The sequence below is a fragment of the Pseudomonas sp. S3_G06 genome (assembly GCF_054667565.1).
The window spans coordinates 4928088-4952973 of the sequence record NZ_CP162738.1 but is presented as its reverse complement, the minus strand read 5'-3'; the positions used below and the strand labels follow the sequence as shown (position 1 = coordinate 4952973).

The 24886-nt window shown below is 60.9% G+C and carries 22 protein-coding genes; 12 read left to right on the top strand and 10 right to left on the bottom strand.

The window, feature by feature from the left end:
* Positions 1–2 precede the first annotated feature (2 nt).
* Positions 3–992: a sulfate/molybdate ABC transporter ATP-binding protein gene (locus AB4N47_RS22100; protein ID WP_056786991.1), complete on the top strand. Its 990-nt coding sequence runs from the start codon at positions 3–5 to the stop codon at positions 990–992.
* A gap of 82 nt (positions 993–1074) precedes the next feature.
* Here the strand turns inward: AB4N47_RS22100 and AB4N47_RS22095 are convergent, their stop codons facing one another.
* Positions 1075–1599, bottom strand: a complete 525-nt coding sequence (locus AB4N47_RS22095; protein ID WP_341638335.1) for an Mpo1 family 2-hydroxy fatty acid dioxygenase — start codon at positions 1597–1599, stop codon at positions 1075–1077.
* Positions 1600–1683: 84 nt separating this feature from the next.
* On the opposite strand from AB4N47_RS22095, the gene AB4N47_RS22090 reads away from it, so the two are divergent.
* The gene (locus AB4N47_RS22090) at positions 1684–2361 is read left to right on the top strand and encodes a Crp/Fnr family transcriptional regulator (protein WP_024011137.1); all 678 of its coding nucleotides are present in this window, start codon (positions 1684–1686) and stop codon (positions 2359–2361) included.
* A 158-nt stretch (positions 2362–2519) separates the two neighbouring features.
* Here the strand turns inward: AB4N47_RS22090 and uraH are convergent, their stop codons facing one another.
* Both uraH and AB4N47_RS22080 read right to left on the bottom strand, forming a co-directional pair.
* Entirely contained in the window at positions 2520–2930 is a 411-nt protein-coding gene (gene uraH, locus AB4N47_RS22085) for a hydroxyisourate hydrolase (RefSeq protein ID WP_039756340.1), read from the bottom strand.
* A gap of 11 nt (positions 2931–2941) precedes the next feature.
* Positions 2942–3427: a GlcG/HbpS family heme-binding protein gene (locus tag AB4N47_RS22080; RefSeq protein ID WP_122611176.1), complete on the bottom strand. Its 486-nt coding sequence runs from the start codon at positions 3425–3427 to the stop codon at positions 2942–2944.
* 136 nt (positions 3428–3563) lie between these two features.
* Here AB4N47_RS22080 and AB4N47_RS22075 point away from each other — a divergent pair, with 136 nt between their 5' ends.
* Entirely contained in the window at positions 3564–4244 is a 681-nt protein-coding gene (locus AB4N47_RS22075; RefSeq protein ID WP_041477440.1) for a heavy metal response regulator transcription factor, read from the top strand.
* Positions 4234–5619, top strand: a complete 1386-nt coding sequence (locus AB4N47_RS22070; RefSeq protein WP_341638336.1) for a heavy metal sensor histidine kinase — start codon at positions 4234–4236, stop codon at positions 5617–5619. The genes AB4N47_RS22075 and AB4N47_RS22070 overlap by 11 nt, the downstream gene beginning before the upstream one ends.
* A gap of 103 nt (positions 5620–5722) precedes the next feature.
* Here the strand turns inward: AB4N47_RS22070 and AB4N47_RS22065 are convergent, their stop codons facing one another.
* Positions 5723–6727 carry an AraC family transcriptional regulator gene (locus AB4N47_RS22065; RefSeq protein ID WP_341638337.1) on the bottom strand — a complete coding sequence of 335 codons (1005 nt, stop codon included), beginning with the start codon at positions 6725–6727 and terminating at the stop codon, positions 5723–5725.
* A gap of 100 nt (positions 6728–6827) precedes the next feature.
* On the opposite strand from AB4N47_RS22065, the gene AB4N47_RS22060 reads away from it, so the two are divergent.
* Positions 6828–7901, top strand: coding sequence for a fatty acid desaturase (locus AB4N47_RS22060; protein WP_460154342.1), 1074 nt, complete (start codon positions 6828–6830; stop codon positions 7899–7901).
* Positions 7902–8006: 105 nt separating this feature from the next.
* Here the strand turns inward: AB4N47_RS22060 and AB4N47_RS22055 are convergent, their stop codons facing one another.
* From AB4N47_RS22055 to AB4N47_RS22045, 3 genes are read right to left on the bottom strand one after another with little or no spacing between them, the layout of a single operon-like run.
* Positions 8007–9617 carry an arylsulfatase gene (locus tag AB4N47_RS22055; RefSeq protein ID WP_323167872.1) on the bottom strand — a complete coding sequence of 537 codons (1611 nt, stop codon included), beginning with the start codon at positions 9615–9617 and terminating at the stop codon, positions 8007–8009.
* A 14-nt stretch (positions 9618–9631) separates the two neighbouring features.
* Positions 9632–10447 (bottom strand): ABC transporter ATP-binding protein, encoded by an 816-nt coding sequence (locus AB4N47_RS22050; protein ID WP_071174032.1) that lies wholly within the window; start codon positions 10445–10447, stop codon positions 9632–9634.
* A complete protein-coding gene (locus AB4N47_RS22045) occupies positions 10444–12042 on the bottom strand; it encodes an ABC transporter permease (protein ID WP_341638339.1) in 1599 nt (532 codons plus the stop codon). Before AB4N47_RS22045 ends, AB4N47_RS22050 begins: the two co-directional genes overlap by 4 nt.
* Before the next feature lie 397 nt (positions 12043–12439).
* Between AB4N47_RS22045 and AB4N47_RS22040 the strand changes: the two genes are divergently transcribed.
* Complete coding sequence (locus tag AB4N47_RS22040; RefSeq protein WP_016772231.1) at positions 12440–13453, top strand: ABC transporter substrate-binding protein; 1014 nt, start codon at positions 12440–12442, stop codon at positions 13451–13453.
* A gap of 143 nt (positions 13454–13596) precedes the next feature.
* Here the strand turns inward: AB4N47_RS22040 and AB4N47_RS22035 are convergent, their stop codons facing one another.
* Positions 13597–14517 (bottom strand): LysR family transcriptional regulator, encoded by a 921-nt coding sequence (locus AB4N47_RS22035; RefSeq protein WP_460154341.1) that lies wholly within the window; start codon positions 14515–14517, stop codon positions 13597–13599.
* Positions 14518–14699: 182 nt separating this feature from the next.
* Here AB4N47_RS22035 and AB4N47_RS22030 point away from each other — a divergent pair, with 182 nt between their 5' ends.
* The gene (locus AB4N47_RS22030; protein WP_341638341.1) at positions 14700–15620 is read left to right on the top strand and encodes a TauD/TfdA dioxygenase family protein; all 921 of its coding nucleotides are present in this window, start codon (positions 14700–14702) and stop codon (positions 15618–15620) included.
* A 154-nt stretch (positions 15621–15774) separates the two neighbouring features.
* Here the strand turns inward: AB4N47_RS22030 and AB4N47_RS22025 are convergent, their stop codons facing one another.
* Together AB4N47_RS22025 and AB4N47_RS22020 are read right to left on the bottom strand one after the other, a co-directional pair.
* Positions 15775–17391, bottom strand: a complete 1617-nt coding sequence (locus AB4N47_RS22025; RefSeq protein WP_341638342.1) for an alkaline phosphatase family protein — start codon at positions 17389–17391, stop codon at positions 15775–15777.
* A gap of 178 nt (positions 17392–17569) precedes the next feature.
* The gene (locus AB4N47_RS22020) at positions 17570–18514 is read right to left on the bottom strand and encodes a LysR family transcriptional regulator (protein WP_273528534.1); all 945 of its coding nucleotides are present in this window, start codon (positions 18512–18514) and stop codon (positions 17570–17572) included.
* 165 nt (positions 18515–18679) lie between these two features.
* On the opposite strand from AB4N47_RS22020, the gene AB4N47_RS22015 reads away from it, so the two are divergent.
* The 5 genes from AB4N47_RS22015 to AB4N47_RS21995 all read left to right on the top strand — a co-directional run bounded on the left by AB4N47_RS22015 (position 18680) and on the right by AB4N47_RS21995 (position 24886).
* Complete coding sequence (locus AB4N47_RS22015; RefSeq protein WP_341638343.1) at positions 18680–21040, top strand: TonB-dependent receptor; 2361 nt, start codon at positions 18680–18682, stop codon at positions 21038–21040.
* A gap of 23 nt (positions 21041–21063) precedes the next feature.
* A complete protein-coding gene (locus tag AB4N47_RS22010) occupies positions 21064–22407 on the top strand; it encodes an aryl-sulfate sulfotransferase (RefSeq protein WP_341638344.1) in 1344 nt (447 codons plus the stop codon).
* 189 nt (positions 22408–22596) lie between these two features.
* Positions 22597–22923, top strand: a complete 327-nt coding sequence (locus AB4N47_RS22005; RefSeq protein ID WP_122605710.1) for a hypothetical protein — start codon at positions 22597–22599, stop codon at positions 22921–22923.
* 382 nt (positions 22924–23305) lie between these two features.
* Entirely contained in the window at positions 23306–24115 is an 810-nt protein-coding gene (locus tag AB4N47_RS22000; protein WP_341638345.1) for an energy transducer TonB, read from the top strand.
* Between the two features lie 45 nt (positions 24116–24160).
* The gene (locus AB4N47_RS21995) at positions 24161–24886 is read left to right on the top strand and encodes a MotA/TolQ/ExbB proton channel family protein (RefSeq protein WP_041477454.1); all 726 of its coding nucleotides are present in this window, start codon (positions 24161–24163) and stop codon (positions 24884–24886) included.

The following is a 24886-nucleotide window of genomic DNA, read 5'->3' as shown; positions in this document are numbered from 1 at the left end:
TCATGTCGATCGAAGTGCGTAACGTCAGCAAGAATTTCAACGCGTTCAAGGCGCTGGACAACATCAGCCTGGATATCCACAGCGGTGAGCTGGTCGCGCTGCTTGGCCCGTCGGGCTGTGGCAAAACCACCTTGCTGCGCATTATTGCCGGTCTGGAAACCCCGGATCAGGGCAACATCGTTTTTCACGGCGAGGACGTTTCCGGCCACGACGTGCGTGATCGTAACGTTGGTTTCGTGTTCCAGCATTACGCCTTGTTCCGCCACATGACGGTGTTCGACAACGTCGCGTTCGGCCTGCGCATGAAACCGAAAAACCAGCGCCCGAGCGAAAGCCAGATCGCCACCAAGGTTCATGAACTGCTGAACATGGTGCAACTGGACTGGCTGTCGGATCGCTACCCGGAGCAGTTGTCCGGTGGCCAGCGTCAGCGTATCGCCCTGGCCCGTGCTTTGGCGGTGGAGCCGAAAGTGCTGCTGCTGGATGAACCGTTCGGCGCCCTCGACGCCAAGGTGCGCAAGGAACTGCGGCGCTGGTTGGCGCGGCTGCACGAAGATATCAACCTGACTTCGGTGTTCGTGACCCACGACCAGGAAGAAGCGATGGAAGTCGCCGACCGCATCGTGGTGATGAACAAGGGTGTGATCGAGCAGATCGGCTCACCGGGCGATGTCTACGAAAACCCGGCCAGCGACTTCGTTTATCACTTCCTCGGCGACTCGAACCGCTTGCTGCTGAGCGATGACAACCATGTGCTGTTCCGCCCGCACGAAGTATCGTTGTCCAAGCATGAGCTGGAAGATCACCACGCCGCTGAAGTGCGCGATATCCGCCCGCTGGGCGCGACTACCCGGGTGACCTTGAAAGTGGAGGGGCAGACCGATCTGATCGAAGCGGAAGTGGTCAAGGATCACGACAGCCTGATCGGTCTGGCCAAGGGTGAGACCTTGTTCTTCAAGCCGAAGGTCTGGCAGAAAGTCGCCAATATTTAAAGGCAAAAGCTTCGCGAGCAGGCTCGCTCCCACAGGGAAAACTCATTCCAAATGTGGGAGCGAGCCTGTTCGCGAATACGATCTAGACAGCAGCGCGATTCGGATTGACCCGCACCACCCCCGCCCGCAACTCGATCTCTTGTTTCAATTCCTGCCGCAGCCCGAGCAAGAACGCCAGCTCGGCCACGACAAACAACGGCCCGACAATCAGCCCGCTGATGTCATCGACAAATGCTGGTTTGCGCCCTTCATAGTGATGCCCGACAAACTGGATCACCCAGCCGATCACGAACATCGCCAGGCCGCTGCTCAGCCAGACCAGGGTGCTCTGTTGCGCCAGTGCATGCCCGGCCCACACCGACAGCCCCATCAGTACGGTCATCAATACACCGAGCTTCAACTCCAGACGCAGGTAAAACCACGCCGAGGCCAGCGCCACCACAACGGCTGGAGATATCCACAGCCCGCCCAGCTCCCAATGCGGCCGTGACAGCAGCACCGCCACCGCCACCACGATCAGCGGAATGCCGATAAAGTGGCTGGCGATGTTGCGCGGGTCGCGGTGGTAGGCGGCGTATTGACTGAGGTGGTCGACGAGGCTTTTCATTGTTGTTCCTCCAGTGGGGTTGAATGCATCATCCCTCGGGATCCGCGTTCGCTCTGTCGGGCAGGCGACACTCCAGGAGTGGTTATGCAAATTCGTGCACGGTTGCTCAGCGGCCAGTGGTTCAGTCATCTGCCTGCATCTTTTCAGGATAGCCTGCTGGCGCTGGCCCGGGAGCGGCGGCTGACGGCGGGACAACGGCTGTTCCAGCGTGGCGATGCGCCGTGCGGTCTGTACGCGGTGCTCGATGGCGCAGTGCGTATCGGCGCGGTGAGCGAGCAAGGCAAGGAGGCGTTGTTGAGTCTGGTTGAGGCGCCGCACTGGTTCGGCGAAATCTGCCTGTTCGACGGTCAGCCACGCACCCATGACGCCTATGCGGTCGGGCCGTGTACCTTGCTGAATATCCCGCAGGCGACGATGCTCAAATTGCTCGACGAACAGCCGCAGTACTGGCGGCATCTGGCGCTGTTGATGAGCCACAAATTGCGCCTGGCCTTCATCAATCTCGAACAGCTGAGCCTGCTGCCAGCCCCGGCACGTCTGGCCCATCGCTTGCTGATGATCGCCGAAGGCTACGGCGAACTCGACGCACCGCGTCGGGTGCTGCAACTGCCGCAGGAGCAGTTGGCAGCGATGCTGTCGCTGTCGCGGCAGACCACCAATCAGATCCTCAAGGATCTGCAGGGGCAGGGGATTATCGGGTTGGCTTACGGCGAGATCGAAATCCTCGATGCCGCAAGACTGCGTGCCCTGGCCACGATCTAAAAACTGAAACCGATCCAATGTCGGAACTGGCACCTGTGGCGAGGGGATTTATCCCCGCTGGGGCGCGCAGCGGCCCTGAAAAAGGGACTGCTGCGCACGCCAGCGGGGATAAACCCCTCACCACAAAGGCTCACTCCTACAAAGGATCGGTGTTTATCTTACGACCCGCGATAGGTCGAGAAACCGTACGGGCTCAGCAGCAGCGGGATGTGGTAGTGCTGATCTGTCTGCTTGACCTGAAAGATCACCGGAATTTCCGGGAAGAACGTCTCGTGCTTGATCTTCTGGTAGTACTCGCCGGTCTTGAACACCACGCGGTATTCACCTGCTTCAAAAGGCTGTTTGGCCGGGAAAAGCTCGGCGATCCGCCCTTGCTCGTTGGTGGTGCCTTGGGCCAGTGGTTGCCAGTTTTCGCCGACGTGTTTTTCCAAGGTGACATTGATGCCCGGTGACGGCAGGCCGTTTTCCAGGTTGAGCACGTGCACGCTCAGCGGATTGCCGGCGGCCAGCGCCAGGCTGGAAACAGCGCTCAGGCCGAGCACGGCGAGGGTCATGCGCAGGGTGGTCATGGTGTATCTCCTTAGTGGGAACGGGTGATGCTCAGGCCGGCTTTGTCGGCGGCGGCGCGGGCGCAGTTTTCGTCTTGTTCACCGCCGCCGGAACCGGCCACGCCCATGGCGCCGACCAGTTCGCTGCCGGCGAACAACGGAATGCCGCCGCCGAGCAAAAGCAATTCATCGAGGGTGTTGAGGTTGGCGGTTTCCGGGTTGCTGCGGGCGCGCTCGGCGAACAGCCGCGTCGGCGTCTTGGTCGACAGCGCGGTGTAGGCCTTGCGTTGGCTGGCGGCGGTGTTGTGCGGCCCGACGCCGTCACCACGCAACGTCACCAGCAAGTTACCGCCACGGTCGAGCACCGACACCGTGCCGGTGCAACTGCTCATCGCCTTGTCCGCCAGCCAGCGTGCGGTTTTCAGGTCGAGATCGGCGTGGCGCGGCAGTTCTGGCGTGGCACTTGCAGCGCCGCTGAGGCCGAGGATCAGGCTGGCGACAAGGTATTTGACGGTCATGGGCAGGCTCCGAATGGGGATGTCTGCACCTTAACCGGCGCACTTCGTCAGAACTCCGTCAGGCGGATTACAAGTTTGTAATGGGCAACGGCGCCGAACACGCCTAGCCTGTGTACCTGATCAATCGAGGTGTGCCATGCGTTTGCTGGTCGTAGAAGATGAAGCCAAAACCGCCAATTTCCTCGCCAAGGGCCTGGGCGAGTCGGGTTTCGCCGTGGACGTGGCGCTCAATGGCCTCGACGGCCGCTATTTTATCGAGCAACAGGAATACGACCTGATCATCCTCGACGTGATGCTGCCTGGCCTCAACGGCTGGCAATTGCTGCAACTGATCCGCCAGCGCGGCGCCACACCGGTGCTGTTTCTCACCGCCAAGGACGCTATCGAAGACCGCGTGCGTGGTCTTGAGCTCGGCGCCGACGATTACCTGCTCAAACCCTTCGCCTTCGCCGAACTGCTCGCGCGCGTGCGCACGCTGCTGCGGCGCGGGCCGATGCGCGAAGCCGAGTCGTACAGCATCGCCGACCTGGAAATCGACGTGCTGCGCCGCCGGGTCAGTCGCGGCGGCCAGCGCATTGCCCTGACCAACAAAGAATTCGCCCTCTTGCAACTGCTCGCCAGCCGCCAGGGCGAAGTGCTTTCGCGCACGCTGATCGCCTCGCAAGTGTGGAACCTGAATTTCGACAGCGACACCAACATGGTCGAAGTCGCCGTCCGGCGTCTGCGCGCCAAGGTTGATGATCCGTACATGCCGAAACTTATCCACACCGTGCGCGGCGTCGGTTATCAACTGGAAGCGCCGGACGATGTGGAGTAAGTCGATCGCCTGGCGATTGGCGCTGGCCTTCGCCATGGTCTGCGCGCTGGTGCTGAGCGCAATCGGCGTGTTCCTCTACCGCTCGCTGGCCTCGGAATTGGCCTTTCGTGACGACATGGCCTTGCTCGGTCGCCTGGAGCAAGTGCGCGCCTTGCTCGCCGACAGCGACAGCCTCGACGCCTTGCAGGCACGGCCACGGCTGTATCAAAACATGCTCGGCAATCTCGACAGTCTGCTGCTGGTGCGCCGGGCCGACGGCTCCAGCGTGATCGCGATCAACCCGCGCCAGCGTGAGTTGCCGGCGCTCAATGCATTAGCGCGAGAGCAAATGCCACAGCGCCGTGACGTGCTCACCTGGCAGGCCAGTGACGGCGCCGAGCTGGCCTTGCTGTCCGGCCAGGCCCAAGGCCCCAACGGTGAAACCCTGACGGTGATCGCCGGCAAAGTGCTTAGCGAGCGCGAGCAGATGCTCGGCAGTTATCGCCTGCGTCTGTATCTGTCCGTCGGCCTCGGCGCGTTGCTCGCTTTCGCTCTGGGCCTGCTGTTGCTGCGGCGTGGCTTGCAGCCCTTGCATCAGTTGAGCGAAGCGGTGCGCAGTATCGATCTGCGCAGCCTCGATCGACGCCTGCCGGTCGACGGCACGCCGAGCGAACTGCGCGAACCGGTGCACGCGCTCAACACCATGCTGGCGCGGCTGGACGACAGCGTGCAGCGCCTGTCGCAGTTCTCCGCCGACCTTGCCCACGAAATCCGCACGCCGCTGCACACCTTACTGGCCAGCAACGGCCAGGCCCTGAACCATCCGCGCAGCACGGCCGAATATCAGGAAGTGCTGGCCTCGAACATGGAAGAGTTCGAACGGCTCAAGCGCATGGCCGAGAACCTGATGTTCCTCGCCCGCGCTGAGCAGGCCGAACGTGCGCTCAATCTGCACACACTGGACTTGCGCAACGTCGGCGACGAACTCTGCGATTACTTCGAAGCCCTGGCCGATGACCGCGACCTGCAACTGCAAAACCGCATGCACGGCGAATTGCTCGCCGACCAGCAACTGCTGCAACGAGCCCTCGGCAATCTGCTGGCCAACGCCGTACGCCACGCCGACCCCGGCACCCTGATCAGCCTGCAACGCCGCGATGAACCGGATATGTGCTGGCTGCAAGTGCACAACCACGGCCCGGTCATCGCGCCTGAGCATCTGGGCAAACTGTTTGACCGCTTCTACCGCGTCGATCCTTCACGTGCGGAACGGGGAGATTCGGGTGGGCTGGGTTTGGCGATCGTGCAGTCGATCATGCAGTTGCATGGCGGGCGGGTGCGGGTGAGGAGTGATGTGGCGGGGACGGTGTTTGAGTTGGGGTTTGTGGTGAATTGACAGGCCTCTTCGCGAGCAGGCTCGCTCCCACAAGGAAACGCATTCCAACTGTGGGAGCGAGCCTGCTCGCGAAGGCGCTGGATCACACAATGATGATTTCGGATCAACGCAACTGATCCCGAAACTGCCCCGGCGTCATCCCTGTCCAGCGCTTGAACGCGCGGCTGAAGCTGCTGGTGTCGGCGAATCCCAGCAGATAGCTGACTTCACTCAACGAGCACTGCGGGTCACGCAGGTGCAGCAGCGCGAGATTCTCGCGGCTTTCGTTGAGCAGGGTGTCGAAGCGACAGCCCTCATCCGCCAGATGCCGTTGCAGGCTGCGCAGGCTCAGGTGCAAGGCCTGGGCGATGCGTTCGGCGCTCGGTTCGCCTTCGGGCAGTTGTTCTTCAATGGCATCGCGCACCTTGCGCTCCCAGGTCAGCGGTTTGAGCTGGGCGAGGGTGCGTTTGAGCACGGCTTCGTTGTGTTCGGCCAGTTCCGGGTTGGCGTCGTCGAGGTGGCTGTCGAAGTCGCTGAGGGCGAATTCCAGGCGGTCTTCGGTGGCGCAAAAATGCACCGGCGCGCGGAAGACTTTGTGCCATTGCTGGGCGTCGCTCGGTTCGGGGCGGCGCAAGTACACCGCCAATGGTGCGTAGTCACGGCCGAGGCGATTGCGGCAGGTGCGCACGTAGATCGCCGCGAAGGCGTCAATGGCTTCGACGGCCGGCGCCGGGTTGCCGGGCGGGATTTTCAGGCGGAATTGATAGCGGTCTTCGCTGCGGCTCAGCTCCAGTTCCAGCGCATCGCTGACCACCGGGTGATAGCGCACGATGCGCTCGAACACCTCGCGCAAGCTGCCGCTGGCCACCAGTGCATAACCGAGCGCGTGGAACGTGGTCGGGCTGACGAAACGCGACACGCGCAAGCCCAGCGCCGGGTCGCCGCTGGCCTGCACGGCGAGTGCCCACAGGCGCGTGGTACCGGACAGCGGATAGCGCGCATTGGGGTCGTCCATCAGCGTCGGGTCGAGCCCGGCCTGTTGGCACAAGGCAAGGCTGTCCAGCCCGAGCGCGTCGAGTTGTTTGCGCAAGGCGCGGGTCCAGCTGGCGAGGGAGGTCGGTTCCTTCATGCGGATTGGCGCGTCCGGTCAACAGGTTGGCGTTCTTGGCTAGCGCGGATCGAACCCCGGCAAGGCACGATGCATTCATCTTAGACCCGAGGATGGAAGCATGGACGGTACTTATGCAAGCCCTGAACGACTGAATGCGGCGCAGCGCTCGGCACATATTCGCCAGGTGGTGTTGGCCAAAGGTGCGCAATTGCGTGAGCGCTACCCGATTCTTCAGCATCAGGATGCCCTTGGTGCGGGGATTCTGGCGTTCGCGCTGGCCGGGATGATCGGCTCGGCGGCGCTGTACATCACTGGCCATATGGCTTGGTGGGTGTGCCTGCTGTTCAATGCTTTTTTCGCCTCGCTGACCCATGAGCTGGAACACGACCTGATCCACAGCATGTACTTCCGCAAACAGCGCGTGCCGCACAACCTGATGATGGGCCTGGTCTGGCTGGCGCGGCCGAGCACAATCAACCCGTGGATCCGTCGTCATCTGCACCTCAACCATCACAAGGTTTCCGGCACTGAAGCCGACATGGAAGAGCGCGCAATCACCAATGGCGAGCCGTGGGGGTTTGCCCGTCTGCTGATGGTTGGCGACAACCTGATGTCGGCGTTTATCCGCCTGATGCGCGCCAAGACCTGGGCACACAAGTGGAGCATCGGCAAGCGCGTGCTAAAGGTCTACGCACCGCTGGCGCTGCTGCACTGGGGCGCGTGGTATGTGTTTCTCGGCTTTCACGCGGCCAATGGCATCGCGCATTTGCTCGGCTCGCCCATCGAGTGGTCGGCCACCACGCTTTCGGTGATGCAGGTGATCGATATCGCCGCCGTGGTGATCATCGGCCCGAATGTGTTGCGCACTTTTTGCCTGCACTTCATCAGCTCGAACATGCATTACTACGGCGACGTCGAACCGGGCAATGTGCTGCAGCAATGCCAGGTGCTGAACCCTTGGTGGCTGTGGCCGTTGCAAGCGTTCTGCTTCAACTTCGGCAGCAGTCACGGGATTCATCACTTCGTGGTCAAGGAGCCGTTTTACATTCGCCAGATGACCGTGCCGGTGGCGCACAAGGTGATGCGCGAGATGGGTGTGCGCTTTAATGATTTCGGCACGTTTGGCCGGGCGAACCGGTTTGTGCGTCCGGCTGAGATGGTCAATGAAGAGGTGAGTTCAGCCCGGGCTTGATGGGTTGTGCTCAAAGGCCCCTTCGCGAGCAGGCTCGCTCCCACAGTTGGAATCCGGTTTCCTGTGGGAGCGAGCCTGCTCGCGAATACGATCTGTCAGACCCTATCAATCCGGCTGAAACGGCGAAGCACTGAGGATCACTCCGGTCTCTTCCACATACCGCTGCCAATGCCCGATCAAGTCAGTGAGTTTCTGCGGCTGACTCAACGCCAGATCATGAATCTCCCCTGGATCGCTCGCCAGATCATAAAGCTGCCAGGTCGCTGGCCCTACCGGTCCGGGAATCCACACCGCCTTCCACGAGCCCTGGCGAATCGCCCGGCGTCCGAACAATTCCCACCCTGTCACGGTGTGCTCGTCATGCACCTGCGCGGTCTCGCCGGACAGGAAGCCCAGCCACGACTTGCCGCGCAGTGGCGCCACCGCTTTGCCTTTCCACTGTTTGCCCGGATGCCGCACGCCAGCCAGATCGAGAATGGTCGGGGTGATGTCCATCACCGTGCCGAAACCATGGCTGATCTGCCCTTTGAGCGGCAGTTGCGGATAGTGCAGCAGCGCCGGCACGCGGATCCCGCCCTCGGTGGTGAAAGCCTTGAACAAGCGTGACGGCGCGGTTGCCACTTGCGCCCAGTTCGGCCCGTACCAGACGTAGGAATTGGCCCGGCCGATGTTGTCGAGGCTGTTGTCGTAATGCTGGTTGAGGTAGGTCATCAGCTCCGGGCCGAACTTGGGGAACGCTTCCAGCAGCGCGCCTTCGGCCCCGTTGTCGGACATGAACAGGATGAACGTGTTGTCGAGCTGGCCTTGCTGGCGCAGGTAATCGATGACCCGGCCGATGTTCCAGTCCATGCGCTCGACCATCGCCGCGTACACCTCCATGGCTCGTGCGGAAATCTGCTTTTGTTCATCGCTCAACGCGTCCCACTGCGCGCTGAGCTGAATCAGCGGGTGCGGTTCGACGTCTGCCTCGATCAGACCCAGTGCCTTGAGTTTTTCCAGGCGTTCGAGGCGCAGCACTTGCGGGCCGGCGTCATAACGGCCACGGTATTTCTCGACGATCTCGGCCGGTGCCTGCAGCGGCCAGTGCGGCGCGGAGAAGGGCAGGTAAGCGAAGAACGGTCGGGTCTGATCGCGTTCCTTGAGGTACTGCAGCAGCTTGTCGCCGAAGGCATCGGAGGAATAGAAATCCTTCGGCAACTCGTCAACAAACTGATCGTCCTCGATGTACAGCGCCGGGGTGGATTTCAGCAGGCCCGGCGTTTGCTCATCGTAGGTCGGCTCGAAACCATAGTGGTTGGCAGCGCCCGGCAACAGTGAAAACGAGCGCTCGAAACCACGCGCATGGGGCGCCAGTTCAGCCTTCAGACCCAAGTGCCATTTGCCGCTCATCAAGGTTTGATAGCCGGCCTCGCGCAGCAGCTCGGGCAGGGCGACGACGCGGTCATTCAGGTAGCCTTCGTAACCAGGTTTGCCGATCAGTTCCGGGGTCAACGCTTCGGCCATGGTGCCGATGCCGGCGATGTGGTGATCGGTGCCGGTCAGTAGCATCGAACGCGTCGGCGAGCAGGTTGGTGCGGTGTGAAAATCGGTCAGACGCAGACCGTTGTGGGCCAGCGCATCGAGGTTCGGCGTAGCGATTTCGCCGCCGAACGCACCGATGTCGGAAAAGCCCAGATCGTCGGCCAGAATCACTAGAAAATTGGGGCGTTGCGGCATCGCGAAACTCCTGTTCAGCAGGCAATGAACGTCAGCGGCAGATCGCGGATCTGCACCGCTGCGCTCGGTTGGTAATGGTCATCACTGGTCAGCTCGTGCAGCAGTTCTTCGCGCAGCTGATGAAAGTCGTAACTGCTGCGCTGGCGCGGGTGCGGCAGGGCGATGTCGACCACTTGCTTGATCCGCCCCGGACGCGGCTCCATCACCACCACGCGGTCGGCCAGAAAAATCGCTTCCTCGACATCGTGGGTCACCAGAATCGTGGTGATCTGTGCCCGCTCGCGGATCGCCAGCAGCTCGTCCTGCATTTGCTGGCGGGTCAGTGCGTCAAGGGCGCCGAAGGGTTCATCGAGCAGCAGGATGCGTGGGCTGGCGACGAGGCCGCGCGCGATCGCCACGCGTTGCGCCATGCCGCCGGAGAGTTGATGCGGATAGGCCGCGGTGAAATCGCTGAGGCCGACCAGTTCGATGAAATCCTTGATGCGTTGTTGTTTCTGCGCCCCGCTCAGCGGTTCATTGACCAGCCCGAGGCCGATGTTGTCGGCGACCGTCAGCCACGGAAACAGACGATGTTCCTGAAAAACGATGCCGCGCTCGCCGCCGATGCCGCTGACGGCTTTGCCATCGACACTGATCTGTCCGCGAAACTCGGTGTCGAGGCCGACCAGCAAACGCAGCAAAGTGGATTTGCCGCAGCCGCTGGAGCCGACGATGGCGACGAATTCGCCCTCGGCAATGTCCAGGTTGAATTCGCGAATCGCCTCCAGTTCGAAACCGTTGACGGCGAAGGATTTGCCTACGTGGTTGAAGCTGACAATCGGTGCGTTCATGCGTGTCTCCAGCGGGTCGCGCGAATTTCCAGGCGTTGGCCGATCAGGTTGAGCAGGGCGCCGGTGAGGCCGACCAGCAGCATGCCGGCCATGATCAGATCCATGCGCAGCAGCTGCTGCGCGCCGATCATCTGGCTGCCGATGCCGCCATTGGACGGCATGAAATATTCAGCGCCGATGGTGCCGAGCCAGGCGTAGATCAGGCTCAATCTGAGCCCTGCGAAGATCCCCGGCGCAGCACCGGGCAGGACCAGTCGACGCAGGCGCTGGCCGAGGCTCAGGCGCAGCACTTGCGCGGCTTCGTTGAGTTGCGGCGAGAGGTTGGCGACGCTGCGCTGGGTGGCGACGAACAGCGGGAAGAAGGCGGCGAGAGCGACGAACACCCACTTGGCCAGTTCGCCGAGACCGAACCACGCTGTGAGCAGCGGCACCCAGGCGAACATCGCAATCTGCCGCAGTGCGGCGAGTGTCGGGCCGAGCAGGCGTTCGCTGAAACGCGACAGGCCGAGGAGCAAGCCCAGGGCGAAGCCGAGGCCGCCACCGATCAGCAAGCCGCCGAGGGTGCGGCTCAGGCTCAGCGCCATGCCGTTGACCAGCGTGCCGTCGAGCAGTCCGTCCCATGTCGTGCTCAGCACAGCCGCAGGGCTGATCAGAATATTCGCGTCGACCCACTGCTGATCATTGGCCGTTTGCCAAAGCGCCAACAAGCCCAGCGGCAACAGCCACGGTTGCAGGCGCTGCCAGCCCTGATAGCGCGGGCCGCGTGTGATGTGCGCGGTGGCCGGGTGCGGCCAGTGCACCAGTCTGCGGTCGAGCAGACCGATGCCGCGATCCATCGCCACACCGATCACACCGATTACCACGATGCACACGAACACGATGTCGAGCATGAACAACTGCCGCGCCCAGACCATCAGATAGCCGATGCCTTCGCTGGAGGCCAGCAGCTCGACCGCCAGCAACGAGGTCCAGCCGGCGGCGAGTGCCAGGCGCACGCCAGCCATGAACGCGGGCAGCGCAGCGGGAAGCACCAGACGACGAATCAGCAGATGCGCCGGCAGGCGCAACACGGCGGCGGCTTCGCGCAGTTTCGGTTGCGCATCGCGCACACCGACCAGTGTGTGCAAGGTCACCGGCACCACAATGGCCTTGATCAGCACCACCAGTTTCAGCAGTTCGCCGATGCCGAAGAACACCATGAACAGCGGAATCCACGCCAGCGTCGGCACCTGCGCCAATCCAGCGAATGTCGGAAAAACCAGGCGCTCCAGACGTCGACTGAAACCCAGTGCGGCGCCAAGCACCGCGCCGGTCGAAACGCCTGCCAACAAACCCCAGAACAACCGTTGCAGGCTGATCCACAAATGACTCCACAACTCGCCTTGGGCCAGTTCCACAGCGCTGCTCCACACCAGCGATGGCGCCGGCAGGATCTGCTCGCTCATCCACTGATTGCGCGCGGCCAGCCACCACAGGACGAACAGGCTGACGGGCAACAGCCAGGGCAACAGGCGTTGATTCAGGCTCGGCCAGGTGCGACGGCTTTTCAGCGGCGGCGCGGCCAACGGCAGGCTGAGCAGAGATTGACGGGCCATGGGTGACCTCCGTTTTCGGGTTGCATGGCGAACCGCTTTTCATGTGGGAGCGAGCCTGCTCGCGAAATGGCTGTTTAAGGCAGCATTGATGGCGGCTGGCATTGGCCTCTTCGCGAGCAGGCTCGCTCCCACACTGGGTTTCGTCATATATGAAACTGATCTAACAAACTTGCGTTAGATGCTATCGGGAGATAAGCGAATCCATTTAAGGCTTGCCTGCTTGCGCGCATCCAATGCATTCGAAGAATATTTTCGATGCTGTTAATGCATATCGCGCTGCAAACCGCACACGCCCTCGCTTATGTCATATGGATATAAAAATGTGCATTTATAGTATTTAAGTGAAGGTATGCATCCAGCCTACTTTCAGCTCCTCAGCGATCAAGGAGCCGCACCCATGAACCTTCCCTTCAAACGAATCATCAGCCTGCTGGCCGCCCCGGCGCTTGCAGGCTTTCTTGCGCTTGGCGCCCAAGCCGAAGAACTCAAGGAAATCCGCATCGCCGTGCCCGACCTCAGCGCCGGCACTCAACACAGCGGCGGCGGCATCGTCGATGTGCTGCGCGATCAGCAGATCTTCGAAAAGGCCTTCGCCGAGCAGGGCATCAAGATCCAGTGGAGTTTCTTCAAGGGCGCCGGGCCGGTGATCAATGAGGCGTTTGCCAATGGCCAGGTCGATCTGGCCTATCTCGGCGATCTGGCCGCGATCATCGGTAAATCCAATGGTCTGGACACGCGCCTGCTCAGCGCCACGGCGCGTGGGGTCAAGCAATACCTCGGCGTGGTGCCCGGCTCGGGAATCAAGACCCTGCAGGATCTCAAGGGCAAACGCGTGGCGATCTTTCGCGGGACGGCGACGCAGCTGTCGTTCGATGCGGCGCTGGCCAGTCAGGGCCTGAGCGAGAAGGATCTGAAGGTGATCAATCTGGATTTCAACGCGGCGGTCTCGGCGCTCGCGGCCAAGCAGATTGATGCCTCGTGGGGCAGCTCCGCGCTGAGTGCCTTGCAAGCCAAAGGCCTAGCGGAGCTGCCGCTCAACACCAAGGACCTTGGCGGCGCTGGCAGCGTGCAGGCGGTGTTGCTGGGTAATGGCAAGTTTGTCGACGCCCACCCTGAGGTCATTGCGAAACTGCTCAAGGCGCAGCAGCAAGCGGTCGAGTGGCTGACGCAGGACAGCAACAAGGATGCGTATGTGCAGCTGGTATCAGGGCTGGCCAGTTATCCGCCGGTGATTCTGGCTCAGGATCTGAAGGATCAGAATCTCAGCGAGATTTTCCCGTCGACACTGGATCCGGTGTTCTTGAGCGGCCTGCAGGACAAGGTCGACCTGGCGGCGCAGCAGAAGCTGATCCGCAAGCCGTTCAAGGTCAGCGATTGGGTGGCGCCAGAGCTTTCTGCAGCCAGGCTTTAGATCTCCAGCGTCTTTCCAGATCGTTCCCACGCTCCGCGTGGGAATGCAGCCGAGGACGCTCCGCGTCCTTTGTGACGCAGAGCGTCACGGGTTTCATTCCCACGCAGAGCGTGGGAACGATCGGCGTGTGCCACGAAGGTTTTTCAGACAGCGACGCTGACGTCCTGCCCATCCACAGCGACCAACGTCTCGATCATTGCCCTCGCCGCCGGCGACAACCGAAATCCGGTGCGGCTGACGATGCCGCAGCGGGCGTTCATGCTTTCGAGGTTCTGCGGCAGGTTGCGCCAATGCAGCAGCACCAGCGAACCCTGGGCGACATCCTCAATAAACGCCTCCTCCGTGCCGACGCCGATTGCATTGGATTGCAGCACCACTTTGACCAGTGCCGGAAAGTGCTCGGTCTCGATGGTCGGTGAGAAATCGATGCGCCCGCTGAGATTCGCCAGCAACTTGCGAATGCCCGGCGGGATCAGTGTGGCGGCCAGCGGGTAGTCGAACATGTCGTTGGTCGACAGGCTTTCCTTGGCCAGCAACGGATGCCCCGGCCGGCAGAAAAATACGCCGCGCTTGGGCGTCAGCGGTTGCGTCTGGAAATTCGGGTCGGATTCGAACTGGCGGATGTCGGCGATGAAGAATTCGATCTCTTCGCGGCTCAGCGCACGGCTGAGTTTTTCCCAGTTATCCACCTGAAAACAGGTGCGCACTTTCGGGTGCGCGTTGATGAATTGCGCCACCGCATCCGGCACCAGTTTCACCGCTGGCGCCGGACCGCAGCCGAAGTGCACTTCGCCGGCGTCGAGCTTGGTCATCTGCGTTACTTCAGCGCTGAGCAATGCCGCACCCTGCACCAGGCTCAGGGCGTGTTGCAGCACCACCTGGCCTTCGGGAGTCGGGCGCAGATCCTTGTTGCCACGATCGACCAGCACGCAGCCGAATTCCTGCTCAAGGCCCTGAATGCTGCGGCTGAACGCCGGTTGAGTGATGCCCATGGCGTCGGCCGCGCGGACAAAACTGCGGTGTTCGTTGAGGGCGATGAAGTAGCGCAACTGGCGAAGATCCATATGCTTTTCCGGCATCCTAAAAATAGCTCGAAGGCATTTGCGACGAGGGTTGCTTGAGGTTTTAAATGCAAGCTCTTATTCCGTCAACGAAGCATGTGAATATCTATTAGATGTAAATGGAATATAGATAGAGCGTTGTTTCGCTGCCGTCAAAACCGCAAGCAGTCGATGAGGGTCTTCCCATGAGCAATGCCGCACTCGCCGTAAAAGCCGTTTCTCACGCGTTGCAGATTCATCCGGTAGCCGGGCGTATCGGCGCCGAAATCCGCGGCGTGCACCTGTCCGGTGAGCTGGACGCCGCCACCGTCGAAGCGATTCAACAGGCGTTGGTCGAATACAAAGTACTGTTCTTCCGCGAGCAGACGCAGCTCGACGATCAGCGTCAGGAAGCCTTCGCCCATTTGCTCGGCGAGCCGGTGGCGCACCCGACCGTGCCGGTGCGCGAGGGCACCCGTTATCTGCTCGAGCTGGACGGCGCCGAAGGTCAGCGCGCCAACTCCTGGCACACCGACGTGACGTTCGTCGACGCCTACCCGAAAGCCTCGATCCTGCGCTCGGTGGTCGCCCCGGCCTTCGGCGGCGATACGCTGTGGGCCAACACGGCAACGGCATACAGCGGCTTGCCGACCGAGCTGCGTGAACTGGCCGACAAACTCACCGCCGTGCACAGCAACGAATACGACTATGCCGGGGCGAAACCGGATGTCTCGGCGGAGAAGCTGGAGCGCTATCGCAAAGTCTTCACCTCGACCGTTTATGAAACCGAGCACCCGGTGGTGCGCGTGCACCCGATCAGCGGCGAAAAGAGCCTGCTGCTGGGGCATTTCGTCAAGCGCATCAAAGGTTATTCGCAGGCCGATTCGGCGCACCTGTTCGGCTTGCTGCAGAGCCATGTGATCCGCCAGGAAAACACCGTGCGCTGGCGCTGGCAGGCCGGTGATGTGGCGATCTGGGACAACCGCTCGACGCAGCATTACGCGATTGATGATTACGGCACCCAGGATCGCGTGGTGCGCCGGGTGACGCTCAAGGGCGAAGTGCCGGTGGGGGTGAATGGGCAGCGCAGCCAGACTATCAAGGGTGCGGATATCGTCGGCGTCTGATCGGACCTCTTCGCGAGCAGGCTCGCTCCCACATTGATCGTTCCCACGCTCTGCGTGGGAATGCCTCAACGGACGCGGAGCGTCCGGTTTTGGGACGCGGAGCGTCCCGGGCTGCATTCCCACGCGGAGCGTGGGAACGATCATTTGATCACAGCTACCACACTCCGATCTGAACAACCTTCTCGGTTTCCGGCTCACCATAACGAAACCGCTGCCCGCGCAAATCGATCTCCGGATGGCTGATCGTCGTCCGCCGCTTCAATCCACGCATCCACTCAAACAGATACCCCGCATGCTCCTCGCGCACCGCCGCGTACGCCGGGTCCTCACCCAGATCATTCAGCTCCTGCGGATCATTCAACAGATCAAACAACTGCGGTCTAAACCCGTCGTACGCCAGGTATTTCCAGCGCTCGCTGCGGACCATGGTCATGCGGCACCGGTCGATCGGCTGGCCGAGTCGCTCGCGTGCCGGGGCCTGAAAGGCGTAGTCGTATTCGCTGATTGCATAGCGGCGCCAATCGGGATTTTCCCCGTGCAGCAGCGGGATCAATGAACGCCCTTCCAACCGGTGTTCCGCGCCCGGTAATCCCAACGCTTGAAGAAACGTCGGCAACGCATCAATGGTTTCCGCCAGCCGCTCATCGACAGTGCCGCGAGTGACATCCGCCGCCGCCCGAGGGTCGCGCACGATCAACGGCACGCCCACCGCCTGCTCGAGCAAAAACTCCTTCTCACCGAGCCAATGATCGCCAAGGAAATCGCCGTGATCGCTGGTGAACACGATCAACGTGTCATCCCAACGCCCGTTGCTCTGCAGAAAATCGAACAGCCGCCCCAACTGATCATCCACTTGCTTGATCAGGCCCATGTAGGTGGGGATTACATTCAATCGTACTGAGTCGCGGGAGAAGTTGAGGCTTTCCTCATGCTGGCGAAAGGCAGTGTATACGGGGTGTTTGCTGGCTGCGGAGGGCGTCGCGCGGACCGCTTCGAGAATCGATTTCGTACTGTACAAGGCGTGGTACGGTGCCGGTACGATGTAGGGCCAGTGCGGTTTGATGTACGAGAGGTGTAAACACCAGGATTTCTCGCCTTGCTCGGTGATGAAGTCGATGGCGCGATTTGTAGTGTAGACAGTCTCTGAGTGTTGCTCGGGAATTCGTGCTGGCAAATTCGCATGACGCATTTTCCAGCCGCTGAGGATTTCACCGTTCTCGCCTTCGGCGGCATTCGCCCAGTCGTGCCAGGGATTCTTGCCATCGAAGCCCTGCGCGCGCAGGTATTGGGTATAGGGCGCGGATTCGCGCTTGTCGTCGAATGACGGATCGTCGGGGTAGATACCGTCGTGGCGCAGGTACGGTTCGAAGCCGACCTCATTGAGCAACTCGGCTTGCGCGCTTTGCGGGTTGATCGCCAGGCGCTGCAAGGCGTCGACATTGGCCGTCGCATGGGTCTTGCCGACCAGCGCGGTGCGGATGCCGTGAGGTCGCAGGTAATCGCCGATCGTCAACTCATCCAGCGGCAACGGCACCCCGTTCCAGGCCACTTGATGGCTGCTGACATAGCGCCCGGTGTAGGCCGACATCCGCGACGGGCCGCAGATCGTGCCTTGGGTGTAGGCGCGGCTGAAACGCACCCCTTGAGCTGCGAGGCGATCGATATTCGGTGTATGCAGATGCGGGTGGCCGTAGCAGGACAGGTAATCGCGGCGCAGTTGATCGCACATGATGTACAGCACGTTGCGCACGGGGTTGGGAGGAGTGGGCATGGAGTTCACCGGTCAGTGGGACAGGTGAGGGTTTTCGCTGTCGGTGGGGGTTTTCGGCAAGTGCATTTGGGGAATGGTTTTTATGCAGCGATTGCATCAGCCTCTTCGCGAGCAGGCTCGCTCCCACATTGGAAATGCGTATTCCTGTGGGAGCGAGCCTGCTCGCGAAGGGGCCAGCTCAGACAGCAAAATTCTCCAGCGAACACACTTCCTGATCCTCCGCATCAACCACTTTGATCTGCTCAATCATCGCTTCGGCCAACGGTGACAACCGATACCCGGCGCGGCTGACGATGCCATAGCGGGTGTACAGCTCCTCCAGATCATCGGCCAAGCCTTCGATCTTCAAACAGACCAGCTCACCCTTGGCCAGATGCAGCGCATCGGAATACGCGCCGACAATCCCGATCGCCTCCGAGCGCAACACCACACTCAATAGACTCGAGCCGTTTTCGCATTCCACATTCGGGGTGAAATCCGGACGACCGCTGAGGTCGACGATGACTTTGCGCAGGTTCGGCGGGCGGATGCTGACCGCCAGTGGATAACTCAGCAATTGCTCGGCAGTGATGCGTTCAAACGCCGTCAGGGGATGCCCGGCGCGGCAGCAGAAATGCCATTTGCGTGCCCGCAAGCGGTAGGTCTGGTAATCCGGGTCGGCCTCGAATTGTCGGGTATCGGCGACGAAGAATTCGAACTCTTCGCTGAGCAGGCGTTTGCTCAGGCTCTGCCAGTCATCGACCTGAAACTGCACCCGCGCTTTCGGGTAGCGGCCGATGAACGCGCCGATCGCGCGCGGGATCAATCCGGCCGCCGGCGCCGGCCCGCAACCAAAGCGTAATTCCCCGGCCTCGAGGCCATTGAACTGGCTGATCTCGTTGGCCATCTGCTGTGCACCGCTGACCAGTCGCCGCGCATGTTCGAGCAGCACCTGGCCCTGTTTGGTAGGCGGCAATTCCTTGCGCCCACGGTCGACCAACTGGCAGCCGACGCTGTGTTCCAGTGCTTGGATGCTGCGGCTGAATGCCGACTGCGACAGGTTCACCGCCTGCGCGCCAGCGACGAAGCTGCGTTGCTCAACCAGAGCAATGAAGTGACGCAATTGGCGCAAGTCGATATGCATTTTTCACATAAAAAATATCCGGGAAATGCATTGGATATGCATTAGGTCGACTCCTTATAAAGGCAATCTCTTATGCAGTAACTATTTCTAAATCCATAAATAAATAACTGAAAAGAATATGCAGCACTGAAGATGTCTGTGTGTTTTTTGACCAGGAGCCGCGCCATGAGTCCGTTGAATCTCGCGTTACCCCCATCACCCCGACGGCTCAAACGCCTGCCTTTGGCGCTGTTGCTGGCAGGCAGCGCCAGCTGGACTCACGGCTATGCCGCCGAAGCCGAAACCCCTCCGCCCGTCCCCGCAGGCACAGCGGCGGCCAATGGTTCGCAGCTGGAAACCGTGACCGTCACCACCCGCCGCCGCGAAGAAAGTTCGCAAGACGTGCCGACGCCAATGAGCGTGGTCAGTGGGCAGAATCTGGAGACGCAACGGGTTTACCGGATTCAGGACTTGCAGCAACTGGTGCCCAGCGTCAACGTCGCTTACATGCATGCGCGCCAGTCCAGCGTGTCGATCCGTGGCCTCGGTAACAACCCGGCCAGTGATGGCCTGGAAGGCAGCGTTGGCCTGTACATCGACAACGTTTATCTGGGCCGTCCGGGGATGGCGGTGTTCGACCTGATGGACATCGAGCAGCTCGAAGTCTTGCGCGGTCCGCAAGGCACGCTGTTCGGCAAGAACACCACCGCCGGGGTTATCAACATCAGCACCCGCGCGCCCAGTTTCACACCGGAACGCAGTATCGAAACCTCGGTCGGCGAGGACGGTTATTTCCAGACCAAGGGCACGATTTCCGGGCCGCTCAACGGCCAACTGGCCGGGCGCTTCTCGGCGTATCGCACGCGCAGTGACGGCGACATCAAGAACGAATACGACGGCCACGACCTCAACGGCGGCTCCCGCGAGGGCTTCCGCGCGCAGCTGTTGTTCAAGCCCAATGAAGATTTCAATCTGCGCTGGATCGGCGATTACAACGAAGAAGATTCCAGCGCCGGCACTCGCGTGTTGTACAACACCGGGCCGACCATCAACGGCGTCAATCTGTATGAATCACGGGCCAGCGCGGCCGGGGCGACGCTGGTCAACGGCCGGCACCGCAAGGTCAATCTCGACAACGACCAGCACGTCACCGTGCATCAGGGCGGCACGTCGGTGGAAGCCAACTGGACGTTGCCGAGCGACTTCACCCTGACGTCGGTCAGCTCTTATCGTTTCTGGAATTTCACCCCGCGCAACGACGATGGCCTCAACGTGCCGGCCAGCTACAACGCCGGCGTGTCGGTGGAAGACAAGCAGTATTCGCAGGAATTTCGCCTGGCCTCGCCCAAGGGTGAGTTCTTCGATTATGTGGTCGGCGCCTACTATTTCGGCTCGAATCTGGACAACAAATCCTTCTACTATTACGGCCCGCAGGCCGACATCTGGAATGGCACACCGGCGGGCAGCCTGGCCAACGTCACCAGCGTCGGCAACGGCCATATCCAGACCGACAGTTTCGCCCTGTTTGCCCAAGGCACCTGGCACCTGAGCGAACGCCTGGATTTCACCGCCGGGGTGCGTGGCACCTACGAGGAAAAAAACGCCTCGGTCAGCCGCAACGCGCCGCTCGGTGGCGTGGCGGTGGCGGGTGCGGCAGCCAATGCGCGTCGGGGGCGTGCCGGCGTCTACGATTCCGGAGACTTGAATCAGTACAGCTCCAGCCCCTCGGGACTGCTCAACCTGAGCTATCGCATCACCGACGACGTGCTCGGTTACGCCACGCTGTCCCACGGCGAGAAATCCGGCGGGGTCAACCTCGCGGTCGGCTCCGCACCTACCGCTGGCGCCGACTCGTTATTGATCGGCACCGAGCGCGCCAACAACGCCGAACTCGGTTTCAAAAGCACCCTTTGGGATCGCCGTTTGCAACTTAACGCCAACGTATTCTGGACCCAGGTCAACGCCTACCAGACCAACGCTTACGACGCCGCCAACCGCGTGCAATACCTGACCAACGCCGGTTCGGTACGCGCGCGCGGCATCGAGTTCGAAAGCACCGTGGTGCCGTTGCGTGGCCTGACGCTGAACTTCAACGGTTCGTACAACGACGTCAGCTACCTCTCGTACAAGGATGCACCGTGCCCGCCGGAAGTCAGCCAGGCCCCGGGGGCGCCGGCGTCCTGCGACCTCAGCGGTCATCAAGTGGTCGGCGCGTCGAAATGGATCGGCAACGCCAACGGCGAATACAAATGGAATTTGGCTAACGGCTTCGAACCTTACGTCACCGCGAGCTACGCATTCCGTTCGAAAGCCGTCGGTACGGTCGAGGATTCCGACTACGGCCAGATCCCGAGTTATGCGGTGGTCAACTTCTCCACCGGCCTGCGTGGCGACTTCAATCAGGGTCAGTGGGACGTCTCGCTGTGGCTGAAAAACGCCTTCGACAAAACCTACTACACGACTCTGTGGACCGGCGGCAACGGCGGCTATGAAGGCCTGCTCGGCACACCGCGCACGTTGGGCGTCACCGGTCGCTACGACTTCTGATTCGTCATTCAAGGAGCTGCATCATGTTGCGTATCAAAACGGCTTTGCCGGTGTTGCTGTCCGGCGCAGTGCTCAGTGCCGGCGCCCTCGCCGCACCGAGTGTTTACCCGACGGGCGTCACTCGTTACGACCCGAACAAGGCGTTCAACCAGTACGTGATTTTCAGCGGCGCCGACAAACAGACGCACCTGATCGACATGAACGGCAACGAGGTGAAAACCTGGCCGCAGGCGGGCTTCCCGTCGGCGATTATCGATCCGAAACTGGTCGGCGGCGAGCGTGGGCATGTGCTGCTGCAACTGAGTGAAAAGGATCCCGGCAAGCTCGGTTCGGCCGGCAACGGTCTGGGTAATCAGAGCGTCGGCGAGCTGGACTGGAGCGGCAAAGTCGTCTGGCAATGGGGCGACAAGGCACCTGGTGGCGCGGCGCAACAGCACCATGATCAGCGCCGTTTGAGCAACGGCAACACCGTGGTGTTGGCGAACAAGGTGCACAAGGTCAAAGGCTTCAAAGTGCCCGAGGTGATCGACGATGCGATCTATGAAGTCAGTCCCGACGGTGCGGTGAAATGGCAGTGGCTGGCCTCCGAACATCTCAATGAATTCGGCTTCACTGCCGAGCAGTTGAAACTGGTGCGTGCCAGTGAAAATCCGGACTACCTGCATATCAACAACCTCAGCCTGGTAGGGCCGAACAAGTGGTTCGATGCCGGTGACAAGCGCTTCAATCCGGACAATCTGTTGATTGATTCACGCAACGCCAATTTCATCGCCATCATCGACAAAAGCAGCGGCAAAGTGGTCTGGCGGCTGGGGCCGAACCTGCCGCTGATCAATCCGAAAACCGCGCAGAAACTGCCGCGTCCGGTCGATCAGTTTGTCGGCCAGCACGACGCGCACATCATCCCCGCCGGGCTGCCCGGGGCCGGCAATCTGCTGGTGTTCGATAACCAGGGTTCGGCGGGCTATCCGAACGTCACCCTTGGCTTGATTTCCGGCTCGCGGGTGCTGGAAATCGACCCGCAGAAAAATGAAATCGTCTGGCAGTACAGCGCCGCCAATTCGAAGCAGCCGGGCTGGGCGTTCTACAGCTCGTTCATCAGCAGCGCGCGGCGCTTGCCCAATGGCAACACGCTGATCGACGAGGGCATGAACGGACGGTTTTTCCAGGTGACGGCCAACGGTGAAAACGTCTGGGAATACATCAGCCCGTATCTCGGCAAGGCACCGGGCAGCGATGCGATCAGCAACTGGGTGTATCGGGCGCTCCCTGTGAGTTATGACTGGGTGCCAACGGGCACGCCACGCTCCGAGACAGCGGTTATTGCACCCATTGTCGGCGTGCAGCAAACCAATGCCAGCCGTTAGTTGAATTGGAATTAATGCGCGAACGAACGGCGATAAGTTATGAGGCGGATGAATAGCGCTTATTGCAAATTCGTTAGTAAGTCACGTGGACAATAAGGGAATGTCCGACCATTCTGACTGTCGTGAGTTTCCAGGAGGAAACTTGCTCTCATCGGAAGACACTTATCCAACGATAAAGGAAATCTCGTTATGTCGAGCATTAATGGCACTTATGTAAATTCCAACTCTGGCGCCAAGCTGGTGATTACCGATGGTAATGATTCCAACGGCTCGTTCAGCGGAACGTTGAGTCAGGGTGGCGTGAATTACGACATCCGTTATGGAAACTACCATTTCCAGAACAGTACCGGTAACCCGACCACCATTGCAGTACTTGCTCAGAATGGTAATAGCGGTTATCAGACATGGACACTGTTTTCGCCGGATCATAACTACGCAAAATTGCGCGCTGCCGGCTCCCGTACAAACTTCGATGGTGATGTGGTGACCTTGGGCGGGGAATTCGTAAAACAGTAGTCTTGCTTAAAAAATTAAAAGGCCGGCGCACGAAAGTGCTCCGGTTTTTTTGTTATTCAGAAAAAATCATTATCAACTATCTACTTGGTATTAGTCGTCCTGCAAAACCGGGGCAGGCGAATTTGATGCGTTGCATGAATACTTTCGATGCCTGAAAAGCATGCACTTTCTCAACTGTCGCTGCAGCCCGCGTGGCACGTGGCTTTGGCGGAATTGATCAATTTATATATTCCATAAATGCCTATGGATAACGTTAAAGATTACTTTCGGAGATAAGCGGCAAGCTCAATGATTCACCCATCGATCCACCGTGGGGGATTCAACAAACGGTTGATCGGCAGTTTTTGTAGAGAACGCAAAAAAGACCGCAGGGAGTGAATCAATGGGCAATGTCCAGACCGCCGTCAGCGCAGGGGAATTGCTGTGGCGGCATACGCCGAGTGGCGAACTGGTCGATCTTGGCCGGCCGCACCGGGTGCCGTTGGGGCAGTTGCGTTTGCAGCGAGCGCCCAAGGGCATTTTGAGTCGGCGCGAAACCCTTCTGCTCGGTGTGCTCGCGTTGATCGTGCACGGTGCAGTGATTTATTGGGTCAGCCAGAAACCGACGCCGGTGCTGCCGGTGGTACCGCCGGAAATTCCGCCGATGACCATCGAGTTTTCACGCCCGGCTCCGCCGGCGCCGCCGGTTGTTGCGCCGCCACCACCGGCGCCCGTGGTCGAACCGCCACCGCCAGTGGAGGATGAGTTGGCGGTGAAACCGCCGCCGCCCAAGCCGATCGCCAAACCCAAACCGGTGGTGAAACCGCCGCCCAAACCGGCGCCGAAGGCAGTAGAGCAACCGCCAGCGCCAGCGAAACCCGCAGCCCCGGTCGCCGCTCCAGCGCCTCCTGCGCCACCGGCACCGGCGCCTGTTACTCCGGCTTCAGCCAACGCTGCGTATCTGAAAAATCCGGCGCCGGAATATCCGTCGCTGGCCCAGCGGCGCGGTTGGGAAGGCACGGTGTTGTTACGGGTGCATGTATTGGCCAGCGGCAAACCGGGCGAGATTCAGATTGCCAAAAGCAGTGGCCGCCAGCAGCTCGACGACGCCGCGCTCAATGCTGTGAAGCGCTGGAGCTTCGTCCCGGCCAAGCAGGGTGATGTCGCCCAGGACGGCTGGGTCAGCGTGCCCATCGATTTCAAGATTCATTAAACCGAAACCAAATTCGCGCGAAATGTTTACACGAGGGAACACATCATGACGTTACTGGCATCTCCACTGGAATCCATCGAAAGCGCGGTGATCTGGCTGCTGGTGGTTTTTTCCGTCGCCACTTGGGGCCTGGCGTTGCTCAAGGCTGTGCAGTTCGGTCGTCTGAAAGCGCAGGATCGGCGCTTTCACAAACGTTTCTGGGCGGCGTCGAGCCTGGATGCCGCCGCCGAGTTGAGCGAAACCCAGCCCGGCGCCGCAGCGCGGGTGGCGCAGGCGGGCTATGCAGCGATCCAGGTGGGCGAGGCGCCGCAGGCTAATGATCTGAGCCAGGCGATCAACCATCAGGATCGCCTGGAGCGCGCCCTGCGCCAGCAGATCGTCCGTGAACGGCGCTCGCTGGAAACCGGTCTGGCAGTGGTCGCGAGTATTGGCAGCACCTCGCCGTTCATTGGTCTGTTCGGCACGGTGTGGGGAATCATGGAGGCCTTGAAAGGCATCAGCGCCGCCGGTTCGGCAAGCCTGGAAACGGTGGCCGGCCCAATCGGTGCGGCGCTTGTTGCGACCGGCGTGGGTATCGCCGTCGCGGTGCCGGCGGTGCTGGTTTACAACTACTTTCTGCGCCGTCTGAAATTGACCGCGGCGGATCTCGATGACTTCGCCCACGACTTCTACAGCCTGGCGCAGAAGAGCGCGTTCCGCGTGCTGATCCACCCGACCGCACACAAAGTGGCAACGTCGGGCAACGCGGCAAAAGTGAAGGAGGCGTCCTGA

Bases quoted from the DNA above. Each gene is read 5' to 3' on its own strand.
- AB4N47_RS22100 (WP_056786991.1), top strand. From the start codon at position 3: ATGTCGATCGAAGTGCGTAACGTCAGCAAGAATTTCAACGCGTTCAAG.
- AB4N47_RS22095 (WP_341638335.1), bottom strand. From the start codon at position 1,599: ATGAAAAGCCTCGTCGACCACCTCAGTCAATACGCCGCCTACCACCGC.
- AB4N47_RS22090 (WP_024011137.1), top strand. From the start codon at position 1,684: ATGCAAATTCGTGCACGGTTGCTCAGCGGCCAGTGGTTCAGTCATCTG.
- uraH (WP_039756340.1), bottom strand. From the start codon at position 2,930: ATGACCACCCTGCGCATGACCCTCGCCGTGCTCGGCCTGAGCGCTGTT.
- AB4N47_RS22080 (WP_122611176.1), bottom strand. From the start codon at position 3,427: ATGACCGTCAAATACCTTGTCGCCAGCCTGATCCTCGGCCTCAGCGGC.
- AB4N47_RS22075 (WP_041477440.1), top strand. From the start codon at position 3,564: ATGCGTTTGCTGGTCGTAGAAGATGAAGCCAAAACCGCCAATTTCCTC.
- AB4N47_RS22070 (WP_341638336.1), top strand. From the start codon at position 4,234: ATGTGGAGTAAGTCGATCGCCTGGCGATTGGCGCTGGCCTTCGCCATG.
- AB4N47_RS22065 (WP_341638337.1), bottom strand. From the start codon at position 6,727: ATGAAGGAACCGACCTCCCTCGCCAGCTGGACCCGCGCCTTGCGCAAA.
- AB4N47_RS22060 (WP_460154342.1), top strand. From the start codon at position 6,828: ATGGACGGTACTTATGCAAGCCCTGAACGACTGAATGCGGCGCAGCGC.
- AB4N47_RS22055 (WP_323167872.1), bottom strand. From the start codon at position 9,617: ATGCCGCAACGCCCCAATTTTCTAGTGATTCTGGCCGACGATCTGGGC.
- AB4N47_RS22050 (WP_071174032.1), bottom strand. From the start codon at position 10,447: ATGAACGCACCGATTGTCAGCTTCAACCACGTAGGCAAATCCTTCGCC.
- AB4N47_RS22045 (WP_341638339.1), bottom strand. From the start codon at position 12,042: ATGGCCCGTCAATCTCTGCTCAGCCTGCCGTTGGCCGCGCCGCCGCTG.
- AB4N47_RS22040 (WP_016772231.1), top strand. From the start codon at position 12,440: ATGAACCTTCCCTTCAAACGAATCATCAGCCTGCTGGCCGCCCCGGCG.
- AB4N47_RS22035 (WP_460154341.1), bottom strand. From the start codon at position 14,517: ATGGATCTTCGCCAGTTGCGCTACTTCATCGCCCTCAACGAACACCGC.
- AB4N47_RS22030 (WP_341638341.1), top strand. From the start codon at position 14,700: ATGAGCAATGCCGCACTCGCCGTAAAAGCCGTTTCTCACGCGTTGCAG.
- AB4N47_RS22025 (WP_341638342.1), bottom strand. From the start codon at position 17,391: ATGCCCACTCCTCCCAACCCCGTGCGCAACGTGCTGTACATCATGTGC.
- AB4N47_RS22020 (WP_273528534.1), bottom strand. From the start codon at position 18,514: ATGCATATCGACTTGCGCCAATTGCGTCACTTCATTGCTCTGGTTGAG.
- AB4N47_RS22015 (WP_341638343.1), top strand. From the start codon at position 18,680: ATGAGTCCGTTGAATCTCGCGTTACCCCCATCACCCCGACGGCTCAAA.
- AB4N47_RS22010 (WP_341638344.1), top strand. From the start codon at position 21,064: ATGTTGCGTATCAAAACGGCTTTGCCGGTGTTGCTGTCCGGCGCAGTG.
- AB4N47_RS22005 (WP_122605710.1), top strand. From the start codon at position 22,597: ATGTCGAGCATTAATGGCACTTATGTAAATTCCAACTCTGGCGCCAAG.
- AB4N47_RS22000 (WP_341638345.1), top strand. From the start codon at position 23,306: ATGGGCAATGTCCAGACCGCCGTCAGCGCAGGGGAATTGCTGTGGCGG.
- AB4N47_RS21995 (WP_041477454.1), top strand. From the start codon at position 24,161: ATGACGTTACTGGCATCTCCACTGGAATCCATCGAAAGCGCGGTGATC.